Origin of the sequence: Pseudomonas sp. ANT_J12, from assembly GCF_008370045.1 — a bacterium.
GTDB lineage: Bacteria > Pseudomonadota > Gammaproteobacteria > Pseudomonadales > Pseudomonadaceae > Aquipseudomonas.
Window position 1 is genome coordinate 276474 of sequence record NZ_VOBN01000001.1, and the last position, 16362, is coordinate 292835.

The window sequence follows — 16362 nt, forward strand, 5'->3', positions numbered from 1 at the left end:
CGAGCCCGCTCAGGAAAGCGAGCCCTTGAAACCGCTAAAAGACGATGACTATTGAAGGGTCAGGCTTACGGGCGCTTGCGCGCCCGACACCGTTAGATCTTGTTGAACAGGCCCAGCGAGGAGATCTTGCTGAACGCCAGTTGCGCCGCTTGCAGCATGGTTTGCTGCAAGGTCAGGCGGGTCATGACTTCGGCAGGGTCGGAATCGCGAATCGCCCCCTGGGTCGTGGTGTTCGCCATGCTCAGGCTTGAGTTGGTCGAGCTTTGAGTGTCCAGGGTCTGACCGCGGGCACCAATCGAGGTGACGGCAGTACCGATCTGATTGCTGGCGCTGTCGAGGTTACCGAGGGCCGCTTCCATGGCGCCTTGAAACTGCTGCTTGGCGACGTCATTACCGTCGATCGGCGCCGTCATGGCGTTCATCATCTTGCCCAGTGTGTCGAGCACGTTCTGGGTCTGGTGATTGTTGGGCTGGACCACGAACTGATCACCCGCTGCCGGGGCACCGCCGCCCAGCGCGAAGGTCACGCCCGCAGCGGTGGCATTGCTGCCGGCCACGGTGCCGGACGACACCGGCCGGCTGTCGGCGGTGACCGGCGCGGCATACAGGTCGAAGGCCGTGGCGCTGGTGAACTTGAGGATCGCCCCGCCCGCCGGGAAGGCACTGTTGTAGGCCGTCGGGTCAGTGATGGTGGCACCGGTGACGACCGCGGTCGACGCGTTGCCCGGGCTGCGCGAGGTGTTAAACGTGTCCGCCGTGGCCGACAACTTGAAGGTGTGACCGGCGATAGCGGCATCCGGGTTGGCGGCATCACCCGCCTTGAGGTTGATGTTCAGTTGCAGATCAACGCCACGGAAACTGATCTGCTGATTAGCGCCGTTGCTGTTGCTGATCACGCCGCTCTTGCTGGCTTCGGCGGTGACGTCGTTGCCCAGGGCATCGGTGATTTTCAGCTGGGTGCTGCTCAGGAAACTGACAGTGTACGGCTCGCCACCGGTAAATTTGGCGTTGTAGGTCGCTGCAGTGCCGACCGTACCGTTGGACAGAACCACGCGACCGTCATCCACCGCCGGAGCGGTCATGTTGGTCTGGGTGCGGCTGGTGTTGATGGTCTGCTGGAACGCGTCCCAACCCGTGGTGTTGGTGGCAACCGTCATGCCGTCGCCAACGCCCAGGTTGATGCTGGTCTGGTTGCCGTTGTAGCTGTAGGTACCGTCGGAATTCTGCGAGTAAGGCGCGGTGTCGGTCTTCGAGCCGGAAAACAGGTAGTTGCCGTCCGCATCCTTGGAGTTCATCAGGCCCAAAACTTGTGACTGAATCTGGCCGAGCTCCGCCGCATAGGCCTTGCGATCCGAGTCGGTAGCAATACCGTTGTTCGCGGCGAGGCCGAGTTCCTTGGCGCGTTGCAACGCCGTGCCGATGGACGTCAGGGTGGTTTCCTGAAGGCTCAGCGCGCTCTTGGTGCTGCTGATGTTGGTGGTGTACTGCTCAAGATCCGCGCTCTGCTGGCCGAGGGAGAGCAAACGCCCGGCACCGATCGGATCATCGGAGGCGGTGTTGATGCGTTGCAGGCTACTGGCTTCAGCACTGGTGGCAATGGCGTTGTTGAAGTTGCGCTGATAGTTGGCAGCGGTTGTTTCGTAATACTGGGCGGTAGCAATGCGCATGAATTACGACTCCTTAAAGGCTGTTGATCAGCGTGCTGAAAGTTTCCTGCGCCGCTTTGATGATCTGCGACGAGGCGGTGTAGTACTGCTGGTATTTGACCAGGTTGCCGGTTTCTTCATCCAGGTTGACCCCGGAGAGCGAATCACGCGCGCCCTTGGCCTGGGTCAGGATCGCCGAGGTGGCAGCGGCGTCGGACTTGCCCTGGGCAGCCTGGGTACCGACGTTGGTCACCAGTTTGCTGTAGGCGTCGGTCAGGCTGATGCCTTTGCTCGCCGAACCGGTATCCACGGTCTGTTTGGTTTGCAGCGCTACCAAAGATTGCGCGTTGCGGTTGTCCGAGGAGGACGCGCCGGTCAGGGAAATCGTGAAGCTTTCGCCGGTCTTCGGCGTACCGCCTACCGTGGTCTGCACGGTGAAGGTTTTCTGGATCGGCGGGGTGCCGCCGTCCGTAATCGGGTTGCCGCTGGCGTCGACCATGCCCACTTTCAGGTTCAGGGTGTTGCTCTGGCCCGGCACGATGGTGCCGCTACCCAACGGGTTACCTTGGGCGTCGCTCAGGGTGTAAGTCTGGCTGCCACCGCTGGCGGCACCGAACGACAGTTTGACCGGGGTCGAATTTTTCAGCGCCGACTGCAATTCCGCCTGGGACGCCGGGTTGTAAATGTCCAGGGTGCTGCTGAGCGTTGGCTGGGTGTAGGTGCCGCCGTTAGCCGCGCTGGTGACGCCGGTCAACGGAGCGGCCGCCGCGATCTTTTTCGGGTCGCTCAGTACCATCTGAATGCTGGCTGCGGCACCGCGAGTCGGGGTGATCTTGAAGCTGTCACCGGCGCTCAAGGCACCGCCGTTGAGCGACAGGGTGAAACCGTCGATCACTGGCGGCGGCGTGGTCCCGGTGTTGAACGAGCCCATATCGGTACCGTCGGAACGCTTGACGCTGTACGCGGTGGGACTGGTGAACGTCACCGAATAATCGCTGGTGGTCAGCTTGCCGGTGTCCTTGATGGTGACATCGAGGTTGCCGGAACCGGCACTGTTGCTCGCATTGCCGATGCTGCGCTGACTGATCAGCGCGGCACTGTTGATGTTGTTGAAAATGGCCGCGCCGAAATCGCCGTTCTTGTCGATGCCTTGCGCTTGCTGGCTGTTCATCTGGTCCGCAATTACCAACGCCACACGCCCCAACTCATTGAGCGACGGGTCGAGTACTTCCTTGCGGTAGGTCAGCAGGCCGCCGATTTCGCCACCGCTGATCACTGACGTGATGTCGATGGTGCTGGAGCCGCGGTTCATCTGCAGGCCCATGCGCGTCGGGTCGTCCTTGCTCGGGGCGGTTTCCAGGGTATTGGTGGTGTTGCCCATCACCAATGGCTGGCCGCTGCCGACATAGATGTCGTAGCTGGTGCCGCGCTCGACGACTTGCGCACCGGTCAACTCGGACAGTTGGCGCACTGCTTCGTTACGGGAATCGAGCAAGTCGTTTGGCTGGCCGCCGCTGGTGGAGACTTCGCCGATCTTCTGGTTCAGGCCGGCAATCGCGGTGGCCAGCTTGTTCACCTGGGCCGCCATGTCCGACAGACTGCCATTGATGGTGGTGTTCTGGTCGTTCAACTGTTTGGCAATGGTATTGAAACGATTGCTCAACGCCTGGGCACCGGTCAGCACCGACTGACGGGACGTATCGTCGGTCGCCGAGGTCGAGACACCCTGCATCGAGGTGAAGAATTTCTGCAACACGCCGGTCAGGCCGGTGTTGACGTCCGACAGCGACGCATCCAGCGGCGTGGCCTGGGCCTGGAACGAAGCGGCTTCGCTGTTGAGCGAAGTGGCGGTCTGCAACTGGGAATCGAGGTAGGCGTTGTACACCCGGCGCACATCCGCCAGGGTCGTGCCAGTGCCGATGAAAACATTCCCGTACTGCTGCGAGGCCTTGGTGCCCTGCACGGTTTGCTGACGCGAGTAACCGGCGGTGTCGACGTTGGCAATGTTGTTGCCCGTGACAGCCAAAGAGGATTGGCTAGCCGCCAGACCCGACATCCCGATATTGAGCAAACTCATGGTTCAGACCTTATGCCTTGTGCCTATAAAGGCGTGGTGGTAGCGCCCGCCGCAGCGTAGTTTTGGTAACTCGTCATCTGCTTGGCTATCTGCGAAATCTTGTTGGCGTAGTTCGGGTCGGTTGCATAACCGGCCTTTTGCAACTCGCGCACAAACTGTTCTGGGTTATCGGCCGACTTCACCACATCTTGATAGCGATTATTGGATTGCAGCAACGTCACAAGGTCGTGGAAGCTGTCCTTGTACGAGGCATAGGAGCGGAACTCCGCCGTCTCCTTGACCATCGCGCCATCCCTGAATTCGCTGGTGATTGCCCGTGCCGAATCGCCCTTCCAACTGCTGCCGGTCTTGATGCCAAACAGGTTGTGACTGCTGCTGCCATCCTGAGCGCGCATGACCGATTTGCCCCAACCGGTTTCCAGGGCGGCCTGGGCCACCAGGTAACGCGGATCGACGCCGATGCGGTCGGCGGCTTCCTTGGCCATCGGCAACATGGTGTTGACGAATTCGTCGGCGGAACTGAACGCTTTCTTCGCCGGTGCCAACGGAATTTGCGCCATGGCACGGCCGTAAATCTGCATCTGTCCGCCCGACGCCGCAGACGTTGCCGAGGCCAGCCAATCGCCGTTGTACAGCGGGCCGGCGCCGGTCGTCATGGCCGTGGCGCGCTCTGGCAAAACATTCTTGAGGGTCGTTGCCGCAGTCGTGGCGGCGGTCGCGGTGGACGGCACCAGGCCGGCGAGCAAGCGGTCGGCCAGTTTCGGCGGCAAGGCCAGGCGGCGCTGGTTGAGCAGCGCCACGTCATTGCTGTGAGCGGCGGTCGCCGTCGGCGCCTTGACCCCGCGCGAAGCCCACAACGGACGCTCGCCATTGAGGCGCGACAACGGACCATTGGTGGCAGTTGTGCCGGCGGCCACCGGCGTGCTGATCGCCTCGGCCTTGGCTTTCGCCGCGTCCTGCTTGGCTGCCGAGTTGGCAGCGGCTTCACCCGGCGCCAGCGGTTTGTTCTTCGACATCTGGCGCAACAACACGTCCGCCAGACCAATACCGCCGCCCTCGCGGGACATGGAAACGGCCAACTGCTGGTCGGACATTTCCTGGTATTGCTTGGCGGCTGGCGTGTTGAGCGGATTGTCCTTGCCCAACTCGTCAGTGGCGGAGCGCATGGACTTGAGCATTTCACCGAGGAACAGCGATTCGAATTCCTGCGCAACTTTACGCATGTTGCCTTCGCTGTTCTTGTCGCCGACTTTCAGTTGGTTCAGGCGGTTAAGGTCCGAGTACGAACCCGAATCGCCGGTGCCAACCAAAGCGCCTTTGCGCATATCCACCATGGTCGTCGTCCTCAGATCACGATCAGGTCGGCTTGCAGCGCGCCGGCCTGTTTCAGTGCTTCAAGGATGGCCATCAAGTCACCCGGCGCCGCGCCGACCTGGTTCACCGCACGCACGATCTCGTCGAGGGTGGTGCCCGGGCCGAACTTGAACATCGGCTTGGCTTCCTGCTGGGCGTTGACCCGCGAGCGCGGCACGACCGCCGTCTGCCCGTTGGACAGAGGGCCGGGCTGGCTGACGATCGGGTCTTCGGTGATGGTCACGGTCAGGCTGCCGTGGGTCACGGCGGCTGGAGAAACCTTGACGTTCTGGCCGATCACGATGGTGCCGGTGCGCGAGTTGATGATGACTTTCGCCACCGCCTGGCCCGGATCGACTTCAAGGTTTTCCAGGATCGACAGGTAGTCGACGCGCTGGCTCGGATCCAGTGGCGCCGTGACGCGGATCGAACCGCCGTCGATGGCCTGGGCCACGCCGGGGCCGAGCAGGTCGTTGATCTTGTCGACCACGCGCTTGGCGGTGGTGAAGTCGGAACGGTTGAGGTTCAGCGTCAGGCTGTTGCCCTGGTTGAAACCGCTCGGCACCGAACGCTCGACCGACGCACCGCCAGGGATTCGACCGGCCGACGGAACGTTGACGGTGATCTTCGAACCGTCGCGACCTTCGGCATCGAAACCACCGACCACCAGATTGCCTTGGGCGATGGCGTAGACGTTGCCGTCGATACCTTTAAGCGGCGTCAGCAGCAAGGTGCCGCCGCGCAGGCTCTTGGAGTTACCGATGGACGACACCGTGATGTCGACCTGCTGACCCGGCTTGGCAAACGCCGGCAGATCCGCACTGATCGACACCGCCGCGACGTTCTTCAACTGCACGTTGCCCGAACCCGGCGGCACCTTGATGCCGAACTGCGAGAGCATGTTGTTGAAGGTCTGCAGAGTGAACGGGGTCTGGGTCGTCTGGTCGCCGGTACCGTTAAGCCCGACCACCAGGCCGTAACCGATCAATTGGTTGGTCCGCACGCCGGAGATGCTGGCGATGTCCTTCAACCGCTCGGCTTGAGCGGTGAACGCTGCGGACAGCAACAAGGCGGCAACAATGAGACTTTTGAAGTTCAACGTAGCCACCTAGAAAGGGAACAGCGGGCTGAGGAAGAAACGGTCGAACCAGCCTGGCTGACTCGCATCGGCAAACGCGCCGGTGCCCGAATAGGTGATACGTGCATCGGCGACGCGGGTCGACGACACGGTGTTATCGGTAGCGATGTCGTCGGCGCGTACCAGACCGGCAATCCGCACCAGCTCATCACCGGAGTTGAGCGTCATCCACTTCTCGCCGCGCACGGCAATGATGCCGTTGGGCAAGACGTCGGCGACGGTCACGGTGATCGAACCGGTCAGGCTGTTGCTCTGGCCGGATTTGCTGGCGCCGTTGGTGGCACGGTCGCCGCTGTAGCCGACGTCCAGGCTCAGGTCGCCGCTGCCTACCGGGTTATTGGTGCTCAAGCCGCCACCGAACAGCGACGACAGGCCGATGCCGGTCTTGCTGGTCTTGCCGATCTGCGAGTTGGCGCCTTTGCTGGCCTGGGTCTTCTCGTTCAGGGTGATGGTGATGATGTCACCGACCCGGAATGCCTTGCGGTCGCTGTACAGGTTCTGTTCGAAACCGGCCTGGTAGATCGAGCCATTATTGGCGGCCGCCGGCAACGGCGTGCGCGGCAACACCGGGGCGTAGTAAGGGTCATTGGGCTTGGCCGTCGGCGCGACGCAGCCCGCGAGCGCGACCACCCCACTCAGTGCCACAACAGATACAAAGCGATTCATGACCCTACCTCACGGTGTTGCTGGCGACCTTATGGCCGCCCCATAGACTTGATTACAGATTCTGCGTTACGAACGAGAGCATCTGGTCGGCGGTGGAGATCACCTTGGAGTTCATCTCGTAGGCACGCTGAGTGGTGATCATGTTGACCATCTCTTCAACGGTGCTCACGTTGGAACCTTCCAGGGTGTTCTGCAGCGTGGTGCCGAAACCGTTCAGGCCCGGTGTGCCGACTTGCGGCGCGCCGCTGGCGGCGGTTTCCAGGAACAGGTTGTTACCCACTGCTTGCAGACCAGCCGGGTTGATGAAGTCGGCGGTTTGCAGGTTGCCGATCACCTGGGAAGCCGGGTTGCCGGGAACGGTGATGGACACCGTGCCGTCAGTGCCGACGGTGAAAGTCTGGGCGTTGTTCGGGATGACAATCGCCGGCTCCAGGGCGAAACCGCTGGCGTTGACGATCTGGCCATTGGAGTCGAGGTGGAAAGTACCGTCACGGGTGTAGGACGTGGTGCCATCCGGTTGCAGGATCTGGAAGAAACCGCGACCGTCGACCGCCAGGTCCAGCGGCTGCTCGGTGGTTTGCAGGCTGCCGGCGGAGAAGTTCTTCTGGGTGCCGACGATGCGCACACCGGTACCCAATTGCAGGCCGGACGGCAGTTCGCTGTCCTGGGTCGACTGGGCGCCAGGCTGGCGTTTGATCTGGTACAGCAAGTCCTGGAACTCGGCGCGATCACGTTTGAAACCCGTGGTCGATACGTTCGCCAGGTTGTTGGAAATGGTGGTCAGGTTGGTGTCCTGGGCGGACAGACCTGTTTTGGCAACCCATAGAGCCGGAAGCATTTCGATTCTCCTCGTGCGCCTGTTTTACGGCGCGACGTTCTGGTAATTAGGTGATCTGCAAGACCCGAGCCATGGCCTGGTCATCGTCTTTGGCGGTGTTCATCATCTTGATGTGCAGCTCGAATTGCTTCGACAAAGCCAGCACCGAAGTCATCTCTTCCACGGCATTGACGTTGCTCGACTCCAGAAACCCGGACACCAGCTTGACGCCCGCATCGGCTTGCGCCGGCTTGCCGTCTTTGGTGTGGATCGAACCATCCAGGCCTTTGGTCATGTTCTTCAGGTCAGGGTTGACCAGTTTGATGCGGTCGATTTCGGCCATCACTCGCGGACCTTCGCCCATCGAACGAATGCTGATGGTGCCGTCCTCGCCCACTTCGATTTTCTGCTCGGGCGGCACGGCAATCGGCCCGCCATTGCCCATCACCGGCATCCCATTGCCGGCGCGCAATACGCCCAGGGCGTCAATGTTCAGGCTGCCGGTGCGCACATAGCTTTCACCGCCATCGGGCGTCTGCACGGCGATCCAGCCGTTGCCGGCCACGGCGACGTCGAGGTCACGACCGGTTTCCACCATCGAACCTGGCGAGAAGTCGGTGGCCGGGCGTTCGGACATCGCATAGGCACGCGCCGGAAAGCTGTCACCAAACACCGGCATCGAACGGGCCTGCTCCAGGTCCTTTTGAAAACCGTTGGTGGAGATGTTCGCCAGGTTGTTCGCATGAGCCTTCTGCGCCAGTGCATTCTGGCTGGCGCCGGTCATTGCCACATAAAGGTACTTGTCCACACTCTTTCCTCTGCATGCCGGACGTTTGCCGCCCACTGCTGTACTGCTGAGCCTTAAGCAATTTGCAGACCAACTTTTTTCTGACGGCGCCGGGCCCGGCAAACAAAGGACTTGAGGGGTTTTGAGGGGATAAGGGGATTGTGTCGAAGTCGAAAAACCGGCGGTGTTATGCCGCTAACGGCAAGGTCCGGCCTTCATGGACCACGCCGTACCCTGTGGCGAGGGAGCTTGCTCCCGCTGGGCTGCGAAGCGGCCCCAAAACGGACGTCCGAGATCTGACAAACACACCGCACGGAATGGTTTTGCGGCCGCTTCGCGCCCGAGCGGGAGCAAGCTCCCTCGCCACAAAAGCCTCGCATTACCTTAGTTTCCGGGTTCTTTACCGACATCGTACTCACGCAACTTATTGGCAATCGTCGTATGGGAAACCCCCAACCGCTTACCCAGCTGCCGACTGCTCGGATGTTCTGAGTACAAGCGCTCCAGCACCGCTTTTTCAAAGCGCCCGACAATCGCATCCAGCCCGCCTTCCAGCGAGAAATCGCCAAGCGGCTGACGCACGCCGTAATCCGGCAGGCGAATATGCTCGACCTTGACCGTCCCGCCCTCGCACAGGGAAACCGCCTGGAACAGTACGTTTTCCAACTGCCGGACATTGCCCGGCCAATGGTAATGACTGAGCCGTTCCATGGCCGCCGGCGCCAGTTTCGGCAATGGGCAGCCGATCTGCCGGCTGGCCTGATCGAGGAAGTGCTCCACCAGCGGCGTCAAACCGTCGAGACATTCGCGCAGCGGCGGGATGTGCAACGACAGTACGTTCAAGCGGTGATACAAATCCTGGCGAAACTCGCCGCGCGCGCAGAGCTCCGACAGGTCCACTTGCGTGGCGCAGATCACCCGCACGTCGAGATACACCTCTTCATCACTGCCGACACGGCGGAAGCAGCCGTCCTGCAAGAAGCGCAGCAATTTCACCTGCAAGCGCGGGCTCATCTCGCCGACGCCATCGAGAAACAGCGTACCGCCCGCCGTCAGTTCCAGCAGCCCAAGCTTGCCCTCGGCCCGCGCGCCTTCGAAGGCGCCGGGGCCGTAACCGAACAACTCGGTCTCGGCCATGGACTCCGGGAGGCCCGCGCAATTGAGCGCCATCAGCGGCGACTGGCCGCGAGGGCTCGCCAGATGACAGGCCCGGGCCAGCAGCTCTTTGCCGGTGCCGGTTTCGCCTTCGATCAATAGCGGCGCATCCAGAGGTGCCATGCGCCGGGCTTCGCGCACCACCGCTGCCATGACTTTCGAGCTCTGGAAAATGCTGTCGAAACCGCGCAACTCTTGCTTGCGCACGTTATAGATGCGCTCACCCACCCGGTCGGCCCGGTGCAAGGTCAATACCGCGCCGGCCATGGCCTCGCTGTCGTCGTGCTCCGATTGCAGCGGGGCGATGTCGGCGAGAAACACATCGCCCTTCACCTTGACCCGCAGGCCATTGATCCGCGATTTGTTGGCGCGCACCAGTTCCGGCAAGTCGAAGTCCTCGGCGTACCGGGACAAGGGAATCCCCGGCACCTCGTCCACCCGCACCCCGAGCAACTGCGCCGCCGCCCGGTTGGCCGCCACGATGGAACCGCCCATGTCGATCGACAGCACCGGGAACTCAAGGGCACCGAGCAACGCGTTCAACTCCATGTGCCGACGCTCGCTGGGCATCAGCCCTACCCGCTTGACGCCGAATACCCCGGCAATCGCCTCGAATTTAGGACGCAGCGCCTGGAACTGGATATTGATCAGGTTCGGACAGTGCAGGTAGATCGCGTTGCCATGTTCACCGCCAACCTCGCCGCGCGCGACGTTGATCCCGTATTCCACCAGCAGGTTGAGAATGTCACGCAGGATGCCGATGCGGTTTTGGCAGTGGACTTTGATACGCATATAAAGAGCCTGAACAGAGTGATCGAGGCTCACCGCCGGAAAATTTCTGCGGGAGTGCTCAGTTAGTCGTCAAGATTATGTGACAGCCAGAGCGCTTTTCAAACCCGGAAAACTCAATACCTGCGCCACAGCAGCCATTCCGTAACGAAAACTTTACGAAAAGCACAGATTTTTCCTACGCGCGACGCGAACCACCTGCTGCATCACCGCACGCCTTGGGGTATCTCTAGGTCCATAGCTGTACATAACAAGAACGAATTCCCCCTAGCAGGAGAGCAGCATGAAGCAGACGCAATACGTGGCCCGCGAGCCCGATGCGCAAGGTTTTATCGACTACCCCGCCGAAGAACACGCGGTGTGGAACACGCTGATCACTCGTCAACTGAAGGTGATTGAGGGTCGTGCGTGCCAGGAATACCTGGACGGTATCGAAAAACTCGGTCTGCCCCACGACCGCATTCCGCAACTCGGCGAGATCAACAAAGTCCTCGGTGAAACCACCGGCTGGCAGGTTGCCCGAGTCCCTGCGCTGATCCCCTTCCAGACATTCTTCGAATTGCTCGCCAGCAAGCAGTTTCCGGTGGCGACCTTTATTCGTACCCGTGAAGAGCTGGATTACCTGCAAGAGCCGGACATTTTCCACGAGATCTTTGGCCACTGCCCGCTGCTGACCAACCCCTGGTTTGCCGAATTTACCCACACCTACGGCAAACTTGGCCTACAGGCCACCAAGGAAGAACGCGTTTACCTGGCGCGCCTGTACTGGATGACCATCGAGTTCGGCATGGTCGACACCCCGCAAGGCCTGCGCATCTACGGCGGTGGCATCCTGTCCTCGCCCAAGGAAACTGTTTATTGCATGTCGGATGAGCCAGAACACCAGGCCTTCGATCCGCTGGAATGCATGCGCACGCCGTATCGCATCGACATCCTGCAGCCGCTGTACTTTGTGCTGCCCAACCTCAAGCGCCTGTTCGACGTGGCCCACGAAGACATCATGGGCATGGTCAAGCAAGGCATGCAGCTGGGCTTGCACGCACCGAAATTCCCACCCAAACCGAAGGCCGCGTGAACCGCGACTTTTACTCACAAGTGAGTCTGTCAGTCGTCGCGACTTTGGTTTAGCGTGACGGCATTGACGACCGATATAAAAAACATCCGATACAGGAAACAGACTATGTCCACTTTGAACCAAGCCCACTGCGAAGCTTGCCAAGCCGGCGCCCCTCAGGTCAGCGACGAAGAGTTGCCGGTACTGATCAAACAGATCCCTGACTGGAACATCGAAGTGCGCGACAGCGTGATGCAGCTGGAAAAAGTTTTCCTGTTCAAGAATTTCAAGCACGCCCTGGCGTTTACCAACGCGGTCGGTGAAATCTCCGAAGCCGAAGGTCACCACCCGGGCCTGTTGACCGAGTGGGGCAAAGTCACCGTGACCTGGTGGAGCCACTCCATCAAGGGACTGCACCGCAACGACTTCATCATGGCTGCGCGCACTGACGACGTGGCCAAGGATGCCGAGGGCCGTAAATAATGCATTTCGACGCCATCGGCCGAGTACCCGGCGACCCGATTCTCGGCCTGATGGAGGCCTATGCGCAGGACCCCAACCCGCGCAAATTCGACCTGGGCGTGGGTGTCTACAAAGACGCCCAGGGCCTGACGCCGATTCCGCAAGCGGTGAAACTCGCCGAGGCGCGACTGGTGGATCGCCAGACCACCAAGACCTACATCGGTGGCCATGGCGATCCGGCATTCGGCAAAGTCATGAACGAGCTGGTGCTCGGCGCCGATTCGCCCTTGATCGCCGAGCAACGGGCCGGCGTCACCCAGACCCCGGGTGGCACCGGTGCGCTGCGCTTGAGCGCGGACTTTATCGCGCACATGCTGCCGGGCCGCGGCGTCTGGTTGAGCAACCCGACCTGGCCGATCCATGAAACGATTTTCGCCACGGCCGGGGTCAAGGTCAGTCACTACCCGTACGTGGGCAGTGACAATCGCCTCGACGTCGACGCCATGCTCGTGGTGCTCAACGAAGCGCCCAAGGGCGACGTGGTGTTGCTGCACGCCTGCTGCCACAACCCGACCGGTTTCGACCTGTCCCATGACGATTGGCGTCGGGTGCTGGACGTGGTCCGCCGTCGCGAGCTATTGCCGCTGATCGACTTCGCCTATCAGGGTTTTGGTGATGGCCTGGAACAGGACGCGTGGTCCACCCGGTTGTTCGCCGATGCATTGCCGGAAGTGCTGATCACCAGTTCTTGCTCGAAGAACTTCGGCCTGTACCGCGATCGCACCGGCGCACTGATTGTCTGCGCGAAAACCGCCGACAAACTGGTGGATATCCGCAGCCAACTGGCCAACATCGCCCGCAACCTGTGGTCGACGCCACCGGATCACGGCGCAGCCGTGGTGGCGACCATCCTTGGCGACCCGGAGCTGAAAAGCCTCTGGGCCGACGAAGTGGAAGCCATGCGCTTGCGTATCGCGCAACTGCGCAGCGGTTTGGTCGAAGCCCTGGAACCGCACGGCTTGCGCGAACGCTTTGCGCATATCGGCGTGCAACGCGGGATGTTCTCTTACACCGGGTTGACGGCGGAACAGGTTAAACAGCTGCGCGATCATCACAGCGTGTACATGGTCAACTCCGGCCGGGCCAACGTGGCGGGGATTGATGCGACGCGTCTGGCGTTGCTGGCTGAAGCCATTGCTGAAGTCTGCAAATAACCCTCCTCAGCACCGATCATTCCCACGCTCCGCGTGGGAATGCAGCCCGGGACGCTCCGCGTCCCAAAGCGGACGCAGAGCGCCCAGTGAGGCATTCCCACGCAGCGCATGGAACGATCATCTAGGGACTGCGATCTTTTGTGATTCGCCCCCCCCTGCGGCCATTGGTCGCAGAAATCCCAGATAAAAGTCTGTTTGTCATTTGTCCTGCTGTATCCTGCCCAAGCTTTTTAAAAGCGCGGATCTACCAGATCTATCAACAGACTTTGCGAGGAGCGCGAAACATGCACGAGATCCCTAATCTCCCCTTCCCAAGCCTGCACGAAACTGAGCAGACAACCCCGCAACAAGCCAGTGCCCAACAGCCTGAGCCGAAAGAAGCCACTGACCGTCGAAAGACTGACAGCGAAGACTGATCCACCTGCAATGCCAGACCGTGTGGAAAGCGCTAACATGCGCTTTCCACACCGCCTGAACCCCGAGTCCCCCGCCATGACCAACGAATTTTCCGACACCCAGGCCAGCGTCCTGATCGGCACCGCCGAGAAGATGATCGAGATCTGGAATCGCCTCTCCCCTGAAAAACAAGCCGCCCTGCTGGCCCGTTTCGGCAGCGAAGAAAATGCCCTCGCCGCCCTGGTCACCACGCAACTGGTCGCCCCCGCCAAACCCTGACTCCCCCCGCCCGGCAAATAGTTTTACTTTTCCACGACCGCCCGCCCTTCGCGCCGCTATCATAAGCAGCCTATCTATCCTGCTGCCCCGTGGACTTTTACCCATGTCAGAAAACCAGCGCCCCCTGGCGGTCACGCTGCAAGTCGTTTCCATCGTCCTGTTCACCTTCATCGGCTACCTCAACATCGGCATTCCCCTGGCCGTATTGCCGGGCTACGTCCACAGTGACTTGGGCTTCGGCGCGGTGATCGCCGGGCTGGTGATCAGCGTGCAATACCTGGCCACCCTGCTCAGTCGGCCTTACGCCGGGCGCATTATCGACAACAAGGGCAGCAAACTGGCGGTGATGTACGGCCTCGCAGGCTGCGGTTTGAGCGGTGTGTTCATGCTGGTGTCGGCCTGGACCCAAAGCCTGCCAATGCTCAGCCTCATCAGCCTGCTGATCGGCCGCCTGATCCTCGGCAGCGCGGAAAGCCTGGTGGGCTCCGGCTCGATCGGCTGGGGCATCGGCCGGGTCGGCGCGGCAAACACGGCCAAGGTCATCTCCTGGAACGGCATTGCCAGTTACGGCGCCATTGCCATCGGCGCTCCGTTTGGCGTGTGGCTGGTGTCTAAATTGGGCTTGTGGAGCATGGGCGTGAGCATTGTGCTGCTGGCCGTGTTGGGCCTGGCGCTGGCCTGGCCGAAAACCGCCGCGCCGATTGTCGTCGGTGAACGCCTGCCGTTCATGCATGTGCTGGGCCGGGTGTTACCTCACGGTTGCGGCCTGGCGCTGGGCTCGATCGGTTTTGGCACCATCGCCACCTTCATCACCCTGTATTACGCGACCCAGCATTGGTCGAACGCGGTGCTGTGCCTGAGCCTGTTCGGTGCCAGCTTCATTGGTGCGCGCCTGCTGTTCGGCAATCTGATCAACCGCCTCGGCGGGTTTCGCGTGGCAATTGCCTGCCTGTCGGTGGAAACCCTGGGCTTGCTGCTGCTATGGCTCGCGCCGGACGCCAATTGGGCGTTGGCCGGTGCGGCGCTGAGTGGCTTCGGCTTCTCGCTGGTGTTCCCGGCGCTGGGCGTGGAAGCGGTGAACCTGGTGCCAGCCTCCAGCCGTGGTGCCGCGGTGGGGGCTTATTCGCTGTTCATCGATTTGTCGCTGGGGATTACCGGGCCACTGGCCGGTGCGATTGCGGCGGGTTTTGGTTTTGCCTCGATCTTCCTGTTCGCCGCCCTCGCCGCATTGAGCGGTTTGGCGTTGAGCGTCTACTTGTACCGCCAGGCGCCGAAGTATCGCGAAGAGCGCGCCACCCGTTAGAAATCCACCTTACCGCGCCCGGCCTTGATGCTGCCGCGCTTGGTCTTCGACTCCAGCCGACGCTTCTTCGAACCGAGGGTCGGCTTGGTCGGACGGCGCTTCTTCTCGACTTTGGTAGCGCTGAGGATCAACTCCACCAGCCGCTCCAGCGCATCGGCGCGATTGGCTTCCTGCGTGCGGTATTGCTGGGCCTTGATGATCAATACGCCGTCGCTCGTGATGCGACTGTCGCGTAGCGCCAGCAGCCGCTCCTTGTAGAATTCGGGCAAGGACGAGGCCGGGATGTCAAAGCGCAGGTGCATCGCGCTGGAAACCTTATTGACGTTCTGCCCACCGGCGCCCTGGGCGCGGATGGCGGTCAATTCGATCTCGGCATCCGGTAGGTGCACGTTGTTGGAGATAACCAGCATGGAAAAGCGTCCGGGTTCAGGACGTGCAGGATAGCGCGAATGCAATTTACGACGCGCAGAAGATCATGTGGGTGCGGCTCGAGTTTGTCGTTGCTCCACCTTGATTGAATGGCTATAGTCGAACTACGCCAATGACGTACGCCAAGGAAAGGCATGATCTTTATTGAAACCCCGATCTTTACCGAAGACGTCAAAGGTCTTCTCAGTGAGGATGAGTACCGAGCACTACAGAATTCGTTGGCAGAAAACCCAGACACGGGGGATGTAATCCAAGGAACAGGAGGTCTCAGGAAGGTACGCTGGGGCGCACAAGGAAAGGGCAAGCGAGGTGGGGTTAGAGTGATCTACTACCATCTCGTATCGGCTTACCAGATCCGCCTGATTCTGATCTATCAGAAAGGGGCCAAAGACGATCTGTCCGAGGATGAGAAAAAAGTGCTTCGCGAACTAAACAGTAGGTGGAAATGATGGAAAAAAATCTCTTCAACCGCCTTGTAGATAGCATGACCCAGATGGACGAAATTGACCGTGGCGAGCGTCAGCCGTCACGTGAATTCCACATTGATGCTGCACAGGTAAAAAAAATCCGACAGGCCACAGGGCTATCTCAAGCCCGGTTTGCCGAAACTATTGATGTGGCATTGGGCACTCTTCGTAACTGGGAGCAAGGCCGTCGCGACCCGGAAGGGCCTGCACGCGCTCTGCTGCGAGCGATACATAATGATCCTGATCATGTATTGGCGGCATTAAAGCAGTGAGCGTTAAAAAAACAACAAACCCGGCACTTGGCCGGGTTTGTTGTTTCTGTGTACCGCG

At 60.8% G+C, this 16362-nt stretch carries 17 protein-coding genes; 8 read left to right on the forward strand and 9 right to left on the reverse strand.

The features are described from left to right. Positions 1 to 92: 92 nt before the first annotated feature. The 8 genes from FQ192_RS01370 to FQ192_RS01410 form a co-directional block, all read right to left on the reverse strand. Positions 93 to 1667, reverse strand: coding sequence for a flagellar hook-associated protein 3 (locus FQ192_RS01370; RefSeq protein ID WP_149657049.1), 1575 nt, complete (start codon positions 1665 to 1667; stop codon positions 93 to 95). 13 nt (positions 1668 to 1680) lie between these two features. Then, positions 1681 to 3723, reverse strand: coding sequence for a flagellar hook-associated protein FlgK (gene flgK / locus FQ192_RS01375; protein WP_149657050.1), 2043 nt, complete (start codon positions 3721 to 3723; stop codon positions 1681 to 1683). A 23-nt stretch (positions 3724 to 3746) separates the two neighbouring features. Next, positions 3747 to 5054 (reverse strand): flagellar assembly peptidoglycan hydrolase FlgJ, encoded by a 1308-nt coding sequence (gene flgJ / locus FQ192_RS01380; protein ID WP_149657729.1) that lies wholly within the window; start codon positions 5052 to 5054, stop codon positions 3747 to 3749. 14 nt (positions 5055 to 5068) lie between these two features. Further along, entirely contained in the window at positions 5069 to 6175 is a 1107-nt protein-coding gene (locus FQ192_RS01385) for a flagellar basal body P-ring protein FlgI (protein WP_133839169.1), read from the reverse strand. 9 nt (positions 6176 to 6184) lie between these two features. After that, the gene (gene flgH, locus FQ192_RS01390; RefSeq protein ID WP_149657051.1) at positions 6185 to 6880 is read right to left on the reverse strand and encodes a flagellar basal body L-ring protein FlgH; all 696 of its coding nucleotides are present in this window, start codon (positions 6878 to 6880) and stop codon (positions 6185 to 6187) included. 52 nt (positions 6881 to 6932) lie between these two features. Next, on the reverse strand, positions 6933 to 7718 hold the full coding sequence (flgG, locus tag FQ192_RS01395; protein WP_054049256.1) for a flagellar basal-body rod protein FlgG: 786 nt from the start codon (positions 7716 to 7718) through the stop codon (positions 6933 to 6935). Between the two features lie 46 nt (positions 7719 to 7764). After that, complete coding sequence (locus tag FQ192_RS01400) at positions 7765 to 8505, reverse strand: flagellar basal body rod protein FlgF (protein ID WP_149657052.1); 741 nt, start codon at positions 8503 to 8505, stop codon at positions 7765 to 7767. 363 nt (positions 8506 to 8868) lie between these two features. Further along, positions 8869 to 10431: a sigma-54-dependent transcriptional regulator gene (locus FQ192_RS01410; RefSeq protein ID WP_149657053.1), complete on the reverse strand. Its 1563-nt coding sequence runs from the start codon at positions 10429 to 10431 to the stop codon at positions 8869 to 8871. A 280-nt stretch (positions 10432 to 10711) separates the two neighbouring features. Here FQ192_RS01410 and phhA point away from each other — a divergent pair, with 280 nt between their 5' ends. From phhA to FQ192_RS01435, 6 genes are all read left to right on the forward strand, one after another. Beyond that, a complete protein-coding gene (phhA, locus tag FQ192_RS01415; RefSeq protein ID WP_149657054.1) occupies positions 10712 to 11503 on the forward strand; it encodes a phenylalanine 4-monooxygenase in 792 nt (263 codons plus the stop codon). A 105-nt stretch (positions 11504 to 11608) separates the two neighbouring features. Further along, positions 11609 to 11965, forward strand: coding sequence for a 4a-hydroxytetrahydrobiopterin dehydratase (locus FQ192_RS01420; RefSeq protein ID WP_123509107.1), 357 nt, complete (start codon positions 11609 to 11611; stop codon positions 11963 to 11965). Then, the gene (locus FQ192_RS01425; RefSeq protein ID WP_149657055.1) at positions 11965 to 13158 is read left to right on the forward strand and encodes an amino acid aminotransferase; all 1194 of its coding nucleotides are present in this window, start codon (positions 11965 to 11967) and stop codon (positions 13156 to 13158) included. The genes FQ192_RS01420 and FQ192_RS01425 overlap by 1 nt, the downstream gene beginning before the upstream one ends. 284 nt (positions 13159 to 13442) lie before the next feature. Next, on the forward strand, positions 13443 to 13574 hold the full coding sequence (locus FQ192_RS34275; protein WP_256672193.1) for a hypothetical protein: 132 nt from the start codon (positions 13443 to 13445) through the stop codon (positions 13572 to 13574). A gap of 76 nt (positions 13575 to 13650) precedes the next feature. Continuing rightward, positions 13651 to 13833 (forward strand): hypothetical protein, encoded by a 183-nt coding sequence (locus FQ192_RS01430; protein WP_149657730.1) that lies wholly within the window; start codon positions 13651 to 13653, stop codon positions 13831 to 13833. 103 nt (positions 13834 to 13936) lie between these two features. Further along, positions 13937 to 15136, forward strand: a complete 1200-nt coding sequence (locus FQ192_RS01435; protein ID WP_149657056.1) for an MFS transporter — start codon at positions 13937 to 13939, stop codon at positions 15134 to 15136. Here the strand turns inward: FQ192_RS01435 and arfB are convergent. Further along, the gene (arfB, locus tag FQ192_RS01440; protein ID WP_007920134.1) at positions 15133 to 15546 is read right to left on the reverse strand and encodes an alternative ribosome rescue aminoacyl-tRNA hydrolase ArfB; all 414 of its coding nucleotides are present in this window, start codon (positions 15544 to 15546) and stop codon (positions 15133 to 15135) included. The two genes, FQ192_RS01435 and arfB, sit on opposite strands and share 4 nt — an antisense overlap. Positions 15547 to 15699: 153 nt before the next feature. Here arfB and FQ192_RS01445 point away from each other — a divergent pair, with 153 nt between their 5' ends. After that, complete coding sequence (locus FQ192_RS01445; RefSeq protein ID WP_149657057.1) at positions 15700 to 16014, forward strand: type II toxin-antitoxin system RelE/ParE family toxin; 315 nt, start codon at positions 15700 to 15702, stop codon at positions 16012 to 16014. Continuing rightward, the gene (locus tag FQ192_RS01450; RefSeq protein ID WP_149657058.1) at positions 16014 to 16304 is read left to right on the forward strand and encodes a DNA-binding transcriptional regulator; all 291 of its coding nucleotides are present in this window, start codon (positions 16014 to 16016) and stop codon (positions 16302 to 16304) included. Before FQ192_RS01445 ends, FQ192_RS01450 begins: the two co-directional genes overlap by 1 nt. Positions 16305 to 16362 lie beyond the last annotated feature (58 nt).